Source organism: Mucilaginibacter sp. (genome assembly GCF_036383575.1).
In the GTDB taxonomy this organism is placed as follows: domain Bacteria; phylum Bacteroidota; class Bacteroidia; order Sphingobacteriales; family Sphingobacteriaceae; genus Mucilaginibacter.
This window is the reverse complement of record NZ_DASVOB010000650.1, coordinates 1-11,251: the sequence shown is the minus strand read 5'-3', so window position 1 is coordinate 11,251 and position 11,251 is coordinate 1. Positions and strand designations below refer to the sequence as shown.

Here is an 11,251-nt window from a genome sequence, read left to right as displayed (position 1 = left end):
CCAAGGGTTATACGGGGTGTCTAATTTGCCCTGTTTATTCCGCAAATATCTTACTTCTCATCGCAGGGCACGTCATTACATTTTTTTTCAGGTACCCCTGATGGTTACTCGCAATGACATGATTTTATTGGGTGTTCAATTTTTCCTAATTCTCCTTCATTCCCGGATACTGGTCAAAAAGAGCTTTCAGCTTTTGGGCCATTTCGGGATATTCTTTGATCACGTTGGTGCGTTCGCTTGGATCATATGCAAGGTTAAACAATTCAATTTGAGCAGGCTGCGGTGAGCCGGCCACTCCCCCAACATTATTGTTAGCCTTTACTTCGCGGTATTTCCAGCCGCCAAGGCGCACAGCTTCACAAACGCTGTTATTGTAATAATAGATAGGCCGGTGTTCGGGATGTTTAGGCGCTTTGCCTGTCAGCACATCAGCTATTGATTGTCCGTCAAGCGTACGGCCTTTAGGCAGCGGAGCCCCTGTCCAATTAGCCAAGGTAGGTAATACATCAAGGTTGCTCATCATGCTGGTAATGCTTGCGCCAACCGGGGTATGATTTTTCCAGTAAACAATGAACGGCTCACGCACACCACCCTCATATGATTGCCCTTTGCTTCCCCTGAAAACCCCGGCCGTACCGGCATCCCAGTGTTTTGTAGCATTATCGCCCAACATCCGGTCAGGAAACTCTATCCACGGACCGTTATCGCTCGAAAACATAAATATCGTATTATCGGCAAGGCCTTGTTTTTCCAGTTCGCTCCAAACCTGGCCAAGGCTTTCATCCAGTTGTTCAACCACATCACCTAAATGTCCGCCATCGCTGCGGTTTTTATTTTTTGCCGATGATGCAAAAGCCACCGGCAAATGCGGCATATTATGAGCGAGGTATAAAAAGAAGGGCTTATCACCCTTTTTCTGTTCCTTGATAAAGCGGATGGCTTCGCGCTGGTACAGGTCAATCAGTGATGAATCGGCCGGTTTCAGGATCTCCGGCTTATGGTTACGGAATACTTTTATAGTTGTATCGGTTTTAACGTAAGGCGAACGATAGTCATGGCTATAAAGCAAACCATAATACGAATCAAAACCCTGCGCCATTGGATGGTTATAAGGTGCATGATCGCCAAGGTGCCATTTACCTATCATGGCTGCTTTGTAGCCGATTTGCTTCAGCATTTCGGCAATGGTAACTTCCTGATCAGGGATGCCAAGCTTTGATCCAGGGCCTATCGGCGCGGGCAAATTCATCCTTGAAGCGTAACGCCCCGTAAGCAGTGAAGCGCGCGATGGTGTACAAGTCGGGCTGCTCACCACGTAATTGGTAGCCCTTACACCCTTTTGCGCCATTTTATCCAAGAATGGTGTGCGAATCACCGGGTTACCGTAACAGCTCAAATCGGAGTAACCCATATCATCCGCCAAAACAAAAATGATATTGGGCAGCTGTTTTTTCTGGGCCGAAACTGGTTCAACTAAAAATATCAGGCACAAAAGAAAAAGGCCCTTGCAGATTAATTTGGTTAGATGTTTCATTACCCGGTGAAAATAGGTTTTTATTAAAGATGGCGGCTAAAGATAACTTAACTTTTACAATGGATAATTAAACAGAAAAGCCACTATATTAACTACTGCTTATCAGCGTTCCGCAACATCTCCCGATGCTCCTTGCCCCATTTTATCATTTCCAAAATGATCCCGCCAAAACTCCGGCAATACTCTGTCGATTCATACTCGATCAAAACCGGCGAAGTTGGCGTTACTGTTCGTTTAACAAGCTTATTCATTTCCATTGTTTTTAGCTCGCGCGATAACATGCGCGTAGTGATACCGGGGATACTCCGCTCAATTTCCCGGAAACGTTTGTTTCCATTGCAAATAGAATTAATGATCGGCAGCGTCCATTTACCGCCTATGACATACATGGTGTCCTGAAGTGCCTGCCGCTCATCGGCATGATTACGTTGGTGTGACGTTATTCCTGCTTCCATACTGGTATACTCTATGTAACTGGTTACAAAATTATACCAATTCCGCCATAATTTTGCATCATCAAACAAAATAACATGTTAAAAACAATTTTCATAACCGGAACCAGCAGCGGACTGGGCAAATTAACCGCCAAACATTTTGCAAAACAGGGCTGGAACGTAGCTGCCACCATGCGTACCCCCGAAAAAGAAACTGAGCTCATACAATACCCTAATATCAAAATCTTTAAGCTGGATGTTACCAACCTTGAGCAGGTAAAAACCGCCACAGAACAAGCGATAGCGGCTTTCGGCAAAATTGATGTGGTGGTGAACAATGCCGGTATGGGCACTTATGGTGCATTGGAACTTGCCAAAGAAGAAGACATTGACTGGCAGTTTGCAGTAAATACCCGCGGCCCCATTAATATTATCCGCTCTTTCCTGCCGCATTTCAGACAAAACGGAGGTGGTACTTTTATTAATATCAGCTCATTTATGGGTATTACCACGGCTGTACCACTTGGCTCACTGTACAACATGTCGAAATTTGCGCTGGAAGGCCTTACTGAGGGACTTTACTACGAACTAAAGCCGCTTAATATTCACTTAAGGTTGATAGAGCAGGGCGGCTCAAAGGGTAATAATTTTGTAGACAGCGTAGTTTGGAACCAAAATCCCGACATACCCGTTTATGACGCACTTACCAGCAAACTACAAAACCTGATGGGCTCACGCGATGAATCGCAACTTGATGATCCAATGCTCATTGTTAACGCTATCGATGATCTGGCAACCCGCAAAAGCAATCAATTCCGTACAGTAATAGGCAATATGGGCAACATGCTGATGAATATGCGTAATAGCATGCCTATTGAGGAATATATGGAAAAGATGAGCAGCTTCTTTTAAATGATAAAATAGTAATATTCCCCGAACCGATGGCAATACCGATTCAGGGGAATATTACTATCGCCTCCTGATGTTCTTGCTGATATCTAATCAATTTAACAGGCCTATACAATCTTCGCATATTTCATAAGTTGAATTTGGAGCCTGGTCTTTTATCATTTGCCTGGCAATAAATTCCGTTATTGCCTGCCGTTGGTCAATTGTTATCCCTGTTTTGCTATACCAGTTATCAACAGTTGGTATATAAATTATTGCAACATATTTGCCGCCCTCCAGTTCGTACCAAAATTTCAACTCAATATTACCATGTATGTAAACAACATACCCATCTCTACCATTATTAATATATTTAAGATATTCAGATGCCATATTGATATTCCTATTTTGAGGTGATCATCTATTCTCAGTCTAATACCAATATAACTCTTTTTTATAAAAATACGCCCCACTATATTCAACAATTGAGCCTCTCAACAAAACAACTTGAGCTTTCTAACAAAACTCAGCGCATCACATCAACCTAACTTTGTGTTATCAAAATAAAGATAAGACTATGAAAAAAGTATGGTTTATAACAGGCAGCGCCCGCGGATTAGGTCGCAACCTTACAGAAGCAGTTTTAGCGGCCGGCGATAATGTTGCCGCTACAGCACGCAACCCCGAACAATTAAAAGATCTGGCTGATAAATACCCTGGCCAAATCTATCCTATAAAATTAGATGTGACCGATTACCCGGCAGTACATAAAGCCGTTGCCGATACAGTAGCCCACTTTGGTAAAATTGATGTATTGGTGAACAATGCCGGTTTCGGTATTATTGGCGCGGCCGAAGCGTTTACCGACGAACAAGTACGCAGTCAGCTTGAAACCAATTTATATGCACCTATCGAGATCACCCGTGCGGTATTACCTTATATGCGCAAGCAGCGTTCGGGCCGTATCCTGCAGATCAGCTCAGTTGGCGGTCGTATTGGTAATGCCGGTTTAAGTATGTACCAGGCGGCAAAATTTGGCCTTAGCGGCTTCACCGAAGCTTTATCAAAAGAAGTAAAACCGCTTGGCATATTGGTTACCTGTGTTGAGCCGGGAGGTTTCCGTACCGATTGGGCAGGCGATTCCATGAGCTATGCACCAAAGGTTGAAGGCTACGAACAAACAGTTGATGCCCGTGTAGATTATATATCAAGCGGAAAATTTGTACCGGTTGGCGATCCGGAAAAAGCAGCTAAAGTAATGGTTGAACTTGCCGAACATCCCGAGCCTCCAATGCACCTTGTATTGGGTAGTGAAGCAGCCGGCTTGTTAAAAGCTGCCGATGAAGCACGCAAGGCCGAATTTGAACAATGGCTTCCGGTTACTAATTCAACTGACCATGACGAGGCTGATGATTTTTTAAATTCCGACTTTGGGAAATCGATAACAGTTCAAAAAGGCTAATATATTTTCGGTTTAAGGCTCCCTCCCCGCGGCCGTGTCCTCACGGCCGCGAATATTACATGAACATCATCCAGGCGTGAGGATACGCTCCGGGGAAGAAACCAGACTTACGAAGTTTCAAAAACTTCGTAAGTCTTTCTTAATTACTAAATTTGAGCAACATGCCATTGTCAAATCCAAAAACATCGCCGCGGATACTTTATTCCTGTTACTCGCATACAAGCAGGGCCGGCGAGCAATTTATTCCCGACCATGTTTTCGGCTATATCCTATCCGGCGATTCGGAGCTTTATGTAAACGGAAAAAACTACTATTTTAAGCAGGGCGACTACCGCTTTCTGAAACGGAACGAACTGGCGAAATATGTAAAACATCCCCCAGCCGGAGGCGAATTTAAAACCATTACCATTGGTATGGATCAGGCCACGCTGCAAAGCATGAGCGCTGAACTTGATTTACACGCCGATGGCCCATATACAGGTGAAAGCGCATTGTTCTTAAAACCGAACGACTTGTTCAGCAATTACATCCGGTCACTAAACCCTTATATGGATAAAAGCAGCGACGAGATCAGTCCGGCACTTACCCTGCACAAGGTAAAAGAGGCCATAATGATATTGCTTGAAACCAATCCGGGACTCAAAAATATCCTGTTTGATTTCAGCGAGCCCGGCAAGATAGACCTGGAGGCCTTCATGACCCAAAACTATCGTTTTAATGTAGATATTAACCGCTTCGCCTACCTAACCGGCCGTAGCCTGGCTACTTTTAAACGTGATTTTGAACGGATCTTTAACACCTCCCCCAACCGCTGGATCCAAAATCAAAGGCTAAAGGACGCCTACTTCCTGATCAAGGAAAAGAAGCATAAGGTATCAGATGTATATATGGATGTAGGGTTCAAAGACCTCTCCCACTTTTCATTCGCCTTTAAAAAGGCTTATGGGGTAGCGCCGTCGGCGGTATAACGGCTGAGAAGATTCAAGACGGCAAGAGTCAAGAAACAAGAGGAGAAAGAAGAATCAGGAAGTCAAGAGTCAGGAAACAAGAAGAAAAGACGAGTCAGGAAATCAAGATTCAAGAACCAAGACATAAAAAAACCAGGAAAAGACGGGGTTGATTCCCAAATCCATTTCCTGGCTCCTGTATCTTTTAGTCTTAAATCTAAATTCTTGTCTCTTGATTCTTGACTTCCTGATTCTATCTTTAGACGTTAAACCTGAAGTGCATAATGTCGCCATCCTGCACAATGTAGGTTTTACCTTCAACACCCAGTTTACCGTTTTCTTTTATAGTAGCCTCAACGCCATTGAATTTTACAAAATCGTCGTATTTAATTACTTCGGCACGGATAAAGCCTTTTTCAAAATCGGTGTGGATCACACCTGCGGCCTGGGGCGCAGTGAAACCCTGGGTAATAGTCCAGGCGCGTACCTCCTGCACACCGGCAGTAAAGTAGGTAGCCAGGTTCAACAACCTGTAAGCAGCTTTGATCAGTTTATTTACACCTGATTCTGTTAAACCCAGATCGTCTAAAAACATCTGGCGCTCTTCGTAGGTTTCCAGTTGTGAAATTTCAGATTCAATCTGCGCTGAAATGATCAGTACTTCGGCCTTTTCATCCTTCACTGCAGCTTTTACCTTTTCAACATAAGCATTACCGTTACTTACCGAACCTTCATCAACATTACAAACGTACAATACCGGCTTGGCGGTAAGCAGCCAAAGGTCGGCCACGTATTCTTTATCTTCTTCCTCAACAGGTGCCGTACGGGCCGATTTACCTTCAAGCAGGTGGTTTTTATAAACGGTTAAAACATCAAAGGTTTTCTTAGCCTCTTTGTCGCCACCGGTTTTAGCCATCTTTTCAACCTTCTGGATCTTTTTCTCTATAGATTCAAGATCTTTCAGCTGTAATTCAGTATCAATGATCTCTTTATCGCGAATAGGATCAACAGAACCATCAACGTGGATCACGTTATCATTATCAAAGCAACGCAATACGTGGATAATAGCATTTGTAGCGCGGATATTAGCTAAAAACTGGTTACCCAACCCCTCGCCTTTGCTGGCACCTTTAACAAGGCCTGCAATATCAACTATCTCGATAGTATTTGGTACTATGCTTTTAGGGTTAACTATTTCTGTAAGTTTGGTTAAGCGCTCATCCGGCACTGTAATTACACCCACGTTTGGCTCAATAGTACAAAACGGAAAGTTAGCCGCCTGCGCCTTGGCGTTTGATAAGCAATTAAAAAGTGTCGATTTACCCACATTCGGCAAACCTACTATACCACATTGTAAACCCATGTTTGTGTTTTTAGTTGATTGAGTGAATGGTTGATTGGGTTGATTAAGTTTTGATTCTGATAAACTAATCAACCATTTAACCTAATAAACCACTCACTTTAAAAAGCGCAAAGATAACAGAAAATTTTGCCTTATAATTTGAAAAAATAAACGACTTTTGCGCTCGGAAAAAAGAAGCTAAAATATTAAAACACCGATGTAAAAAAGGAGGGTCTATATATGGAAGAAATGGTTGAGCAAGTAGAATTGTTGCTGGAAAAACAAGACGACACCCAATTACAGGAATATTTGAACAACCTCAACATATCGGATGTTGAAGAACTGATCGGTGAGCTTCCTGAACACGGCCCTAAATTCATCGAAATCCTTTCGCTTAACCGCGCTATTAACGTATTCCGGATCCTTGAGTTCCCTGTACAGGAACGGATCATCAAAAAACTTTCGGGCCAAAAAGTTGAAGATCTGATCAATGAACTTCCGCCAGATGACCGTACCGCCCTTTTCAGCGAGCTGCACGGCGATGCCGTTCAAAAACTCATCCAGAAACTTTCGCCCGACAACCGGAAAGAAGCCCTGATCCTTTTAGGCTACGAAGAAGAAAGCGTTGGCCGCTTGATGACGCCCGATTACATCGCCGTTAAACGCACCTGGGATGTAAGCCGTGTGCTTTCGCACATCCGCCGTTATGGTAAAAATTCCGAAACCATTGATGTTATCTATGTAATTGATGAGCACGGTGTTTTACTTGATGACATCCGCATCCGCGAGATCTTATTGGTAAAACCTGAAACCAAGGTCAGTGAGCTCATGGACGGACGACTGATTGCCCTTAGCGCCGCCGACCCGCAGGAAGAGGCTATCAATGTTTTCAGGATGAATAACCGTACCGCCCTCCCCGTGGTAGATAGCGGCAACGTACTGTTAGGGATCGTAACCGTTGATGATATCCTTTGGATAGCTAACGAAGAATACACCGAAGACATCCAGAAAATAGGTGGTACCGAAGCCCTGGATGAACCATACCTTGATATCAACCTCTTTAAGCTGGTAAAAAAGCGTGTAGGCTGGCTTATCATTTTATTTTTAGGCGAGATGCTAACTGCCACCGCCATGGGTTATTTCGGCGATGAAATATCTAAGGTAGTGGTACTGGCTTATTTTATCCCGCTTATTATTTCAAGCGGGGGCAACAGCGGTTCGCAGGCATCAACCCTCATTATCCAGGCCATGGCCCTTGGCGAGGTTACCGTTACCGATTGGTGGCGGGTTATGCGCCGCGAAATACTTTCAGGCTTAATGCTGGGAATTTGCTTAGGCCTCATCGGCTTTTTACGCATAGCCGCATGGAGTATGTTCAGCAGTATTTACGGCCCGCACTGGTTACTGGTCGGTTTTACAGTAGGTTCTTCATTAGTGGGAATTGTTTTATGGGGATCATTAGCCGGCTCCATGCTACCGCTCCTATTGAAAAAACTTGGCGCTGACCCTGCTACATCATCAGCTCCGTTTGTAGCAACACTGGTAGATGTTACCGGATTGATCATTTACTTCACTATAGCAGTATTATTTATGCGTGGGATATTATTGTAATACCTGCTTTTAAATAGTAAGCTACGCAAAAAGCCCTGCTTCTTAATAAGGAGCAGGGCTTAATTATTTTAGTTTAGTGTTGTTCTGTTGTATTAGATCTCGAACGAAAAATCCTCGTCGGCAGAAGCCCTGGCAATTTCCGGGTTTTCGCTATACTCATAACGTTTCTCAACTACTTCCTGGTTTGATTTGATATAATCAATGGTATCTTTCAAACCTTCGGCAAATTTTTCGAAGTCTTCTTTATATAAAAAGATCTTGTGTTTTACAAACACCCCATCTTCCAAACGTTTTTTGCTTTCAGTTATAGTAACATAGTAATCGTTTGAACGGGTTGCTTTTACATCAAAAAAATAGGTCCGCTTCCCGGCTCTCACCTTCTTTGAATAAACCTCTTCACGCTCTCTATTGTCAAAATCTCCCATATATATTTACCTGTAATTAGTTTTGGTTGGCATAAATATAAATAAAATTTCAAAGTGCAAGTATTTTATTCGCTATTATTGAGTTTTTTGAAACAAAAGTGTCATTTTTTTGTGTGCATGACGATTTCAAGAAAGAGTTGGGGAAGTTTCAGAAAGCACAAGTCATCCCCGCTTATGCCCCAGACACAAAACTTGCGCTAAAAAAATAGATCTTATAATTAATCGCTACTATGCGTCCTGCTCTTCTTCCAGCAGTTGCTTTTCGTAAAGCTCAAAGTAGGTTCCTTTAAGCTGCATCAGGTATTCGTGGTTGCCCTGCTCAACTATCTGGCCGTTATCCATTACCAGGATCTTATCGGCATTTTTTATGGTAGAAATGCGATGGGCTATGATAATACTTGTTTTATCCTGCATTACCCGGCCAAGGTTATTCAGGATCTCTTCCTCCGTGCGGGTATCAACTGCCGAAAGACAATCGTCAAAAATTAATACCTGCGGATGTTTGAAAATGGCACGCGCTATAGATACACGTTGCTTTTGACCACCAGATAAGGTAACACCACGCTCGCCAATGAGGGTTGTAAAACCTTCTTCCAGTTCAATAATATTATTGTACACCGCAGCATCTTTAGCGGCTTGCTCAACAACTGGCATATCCAATACATCGGCACTGAAAGCAATGTTATTGGCAATCGTATCCGAAAACAGGAACACCTCCTGTGGTACAAAACCTATCTGCGAGCGGTAGTTTTCAAGACCAAGCGATTTTATCGACCGGCTATCAACCGTGATCTCTCCGCCGGTGGTATCATACATACGCATTACCAGGTTGGCAATGGTTGATTTGCCAGAACCTGTACGACCGATAATAGCCAGCATCTGCCCCGGCTCAACAGTAAATGAAACATTCTTTAAGGCCTGGATACCGGTATCAGGATAAATGAACGATACATCATCAAACCTGATCAGCCCCTCAACATGATGTTTATCCGCAACCGGCGAAATGATCTCCGGCTTTTCATGCAAAAACTCGTTGATGCGTTTTTGCGAAGCGGCGGCGCGTTGTACCAGCGAGGTTACCCAGCCCAACGAAATAACCGGGAACGAAAGCATGTTGAGGTAAACAATAAACTCGGCGATGTTGCCCGAGGTGATGTTGCCTTTTATAACTTCCACCCCACCAACGTACATGGTTATTACGTTGCTCAGGCCTACCAGCAATAACATGATCGGGAAGAACATGGCCTGTACTTTAGCCAGCTCCATGGAATGTACTTTATAGTCCTCACTCTCCTTTGCAAAATTTTCGCGTACAAAGCTTTCGCGCACGTATGACTTGATCACCCTGATGCCCGAAAAGTTTTCCTGCACAAAGCTGGATAAACCCGAAAGGCGCTCCTGGATCTGCTCGCTGCGATGATTGATCACATTGTTTACATAGTAGATAACACCTGCCAAAATAGGCAGCGGCAATACCGAAAAAATGGCCAGCTGTACATTAACGGTAAGCATGGCATATATCACCATGATAAATAATACCACAGTATTAATGGAATACATAATGCCCGGCCCAAGATACATACGCACCCGGCTCACATCCTCAGTTACGCGGTTCATGAGGTCGCCGGTGTTGTGACGGCGGTAAAAGGCAAGTGACAGTTCCTGGTAATGATTGTAGATCTCATTCTTTAGATCGTACTCAATATGGCGCGACATGAGGATGATGGTTTGCCTCATGAAAAACAGGAACAAGCCCCGCAGCAATGCCAGCACCAATACCAGTGTACCAAACAGGAACAGGCTGGTACCGAAAATGTCATAAATAAAGCTCTGCCTGTCGAAACCCGAAAAAAGCTGGTAAGCGCCGATGTTTTCAGTAACCAGATCAAAAGCTACGCGGATAACCTGCGCCGGCAGCACACCAAAAACATTGGATATAATTACAAACAGCACACCCGGAATAAGTCGCCAGCGGTATTTGTAAAAGAATTTATTAAGGTATGCGAGGTCTTTCATTTATTATAGTCCGGGAGTCGGGGAAGTCCGAAAGTCGGAAAGCCCTGACATAATAATCAAAAGTATTAAAATTTGAGGAGAGTGATTGGATGGAAAAGTCGGGAGGATGTAAGAATGTTACATTGATGCATCTGTTACAATCTTATAAGTGTTCAGTTTTAAAAGTATGAACACTTACAGTTTTTCTCAAAATCAAACACTACTGATAATCAACATATTATAAATACACAAAAGCACCTCAAAACCCAACACGAACACATATGCACTAATAATCAATTAGTTACAAAATCACAAAATCAAAAGCTGAACACCCGTTTTTTAAAAACTGAACACTGACAATATTCTGTCAGTACTTATCAATAATATGTGTCGATATATAAAATTTCCAAAAACAATTTTCCTGCAATTATCAGCTGGAAATCACTTTTAACCACTTGAAGATAGAAAAACTATAAATGAAAAATTTTTACACTAATTTTTACGTATTAATCGAATTACACAAATTTTTAATTGATTTAAGAGGCTGTTTAAAAACGAATGTAAAGTTCTTGTAGAGACGCATCACATGCGTCTCCCAGCGGAGAGGCCAATT

Annotated in this window: 10 protein-coding genes; 4 read left to right on the top strand and 6 right to left on the bottom strand. The window is 43.1% G+C overall.

Going from position 1 to position 11,251, the window contains the following annotated elements:
- Positions 1 to 145 precede the first annotated feature (145 nt).
- Together VF500_RS22920 and VF500_RS22915 are read right to left on the bottom strand one after the other, a co-directional pair.
- Positions 146 to 1,534, bottom strand: a complete 1,389-nt coding sequence (locus VF500_RS22920) for a sulfatase (RefSeq protein ID WP_330861904.1) — start codon at positions 1,532 to 1,534, stop codon at positions 146 to 148.
- Between the two features lie 92 nt (positions 1,535 to 1,626).
- Positions 1,627 to 1,989: a winged helix-turn-helix transcriptional regulator gene (locus VF500_RS22915; protein WP_330861903.1), complete on the bottom strand. Its 363-nt coding sequence runs from the start codon at positions 1,987 to 1,989 to the stop codon at positions 1,627 to 1,629.
- 75 nt (positions 1,990 to 2,064) lie between these two features.
- Here VF500_RS22915 and VF500_RS22910 point away from each other — a divergent pair, with 75 nt between their 5' ends.
- Positions 2,065 to 2,880, top strand: a complete 816-nt coding sequence (locus tag VF500_RS22910; protein ID WP_330861902.1) for an SDR family oxidoreductase — start codon at positions 2,065 to 2,067, stop codon at positions 2,878 to 2,880.
- Positions 2,881 to 2,970: 90 nt separating this feature from the next.
- Here the strand turns inward: VF500_RS22910 and VF500_RS22905 are convergent, their stop codons facing one another.
- Entirely contained in the window at positions 2,971 to 3,249 is a 279-nt protein-coding gene (locus VF500_RS22905; RefSeq protein ID WP_330861901.1) for a hypothetical protein, read from the bottom strand.
- Positions 3,250 to 3,433: 184 nt separating this feature from the next.
- On the opposite strand from VF500_RS22905, the gene VF500_RS22900 reads away from it, so the two are divergent.
- Positions 3,434 to 4,318, top strand: a complete 885-nt coding sequence (locus VF500_RS22900; protein WP_330861900.1) for an oxidoreductase — start codon at positions 3,434 to 3,436, stop codon at positions 4,316 to 4,318.
- A 161-nt stretch (positions 4,319 to 4,479) separates the two neighbouring features.
- Positions 4,480 to 5,286 (top strand): AraC family transcriptional regulator, encoded by an 807-nt coding sequence (locus VF500_RS22895; protein WP_330861899.1) that lies wholly within the window; start codon positions 4,480 to 4,482, stop codon positions 5,284 to 5,286.
- 238 nt (positions 5,287 to 5,524) lie between these two features.
- Here VF500_RS22895 and ychF read toward each other — a convergent pair whose 3' ends face one another.
- Positions 5,525 to 6,628, bottom strand: a complete 1,104-nt coding sequence (gene ychF, locus VF500_RS22890) for a redox-regulated ATPase YchF (RefSeq protein ID WP_330861898.1) — start codon at positions 6,626 to 6,628, stop codon at positions 5,525 to 5,527.
- Between the two features lie 219 nt (positions 6,629 to 6,847).
- On the opposite strand from ychF, the gene mgtE reads away from it, so the two are divergent.
- Positions 6,848 to 8,218, top strand: a complete 1,371-nt coding sequence (gene mgtE / locus VF500_RS22885; RefSeq protein ID WP_121231293.1) for a magnesium transporter — start codon at positions 6,848 to 6,850, stop codon at positions 8,216 to 8,218.
- Between the two features lie 92 nt (positions 8,219 to 8,310).
- On the opposite strand, the gene VF500_RS22880 is transcribed toward mgtE, so the two are convergent.
- On the bottom strand, positions 8,311 to 8,643 hold the full coding sequence (locus VF500_RS22880; RefSeq protein WP_090528014.1) for a DUF3276 family protein: 333 nt from the start codon (positions 8,641 to 8,643) through the stop codon (positions 8,311 to 8,313).
- A gap of 228 nt (positions 8,644 to 8,871) precedes the next feature.
- Complete coding sequence (locus tag VF500_RS22875; protein WP_330861897.1) at positions 8,872 to 10,659, bottom strand: ABC transporter ATP-binding protein; 1,788 nt, start codon at positions 10,657 to 10,659, stop codon at positions 8,872 to 8,874.
- Positions 10,660 to 11,251: the final 592 nt, after the last annotated feature.

Bases quoted from the DNA above. Each gene is read 5' to 3' on its own strand.
- mgtE (WP_121231293.1), top strand. From the start codon at position 6,848: ATGGAAGAAATGGTTGAGCAAGTAGAATTGTTGCTGGAAAAACAAGAC.
- VF500_RS22905 (WP_330861901.1), bottom strand. From the start codon at position 3,249: ATGGCATCTGAATATCTTAAATATATTAATAATGGTAGAGATGGGTAT.
- VF500_RS22895 (WP_330861899.1), top strand. From the start codon at position 4,480: ATGCCATTGTCAAATCCAAAAACATCGCCGCGGATACTTTATTCCTGT.
- ychF (WP_330861898.1), bottom strand. From the start codon at position 6,628: ATGGGTTTACAATGTGGTATAGTAGGTTTGCCGAATGTGGGTAAATCG.
- VF500_RS22900 (WP_330861900.1), top strand. From the start codon at position 3,434: ATGAAAAAAGTATGGTTTATAACAGGCAGCGCCCGCGGATTAGGTCGC.
- VF500_RS22880 (WP_090528014.1), bottom strand. From the start codon at position 8,643: ATGGGAGATTTTGACAATAGAGAGCGTGAAGAGGTTTATTCAAAGAAG.
- VF500_RS22910 (WP_330861902.1), top strand. From the start codon at position 2,065: ATGTTAAAAACAATTTTCATAACCGGAACCAGCAGCGGACTGGGCAAA.
- VF500_RS22920 (WP_330861904.1), bottom strand. From the start codon at position 1,534: ATGAAACATCTAACCAAATTAATCTGCAAGGGCCTTTTTCTTTTGTGC.
- VF500_RS22915 (WP_330861903.1), bottom strand. From the start codon at position 1,989: ATGGAAGCAGGAATAACGTCACACCAACGTAATCATGCCGATGAGCGG.
- VF500_RS22875 (WP_330861897.1), bottom strand. From the start codon at position 10,659: ATGAAAGACCTCGCATACCTTAATAAATTCTTTTACAAATACCGCTGG.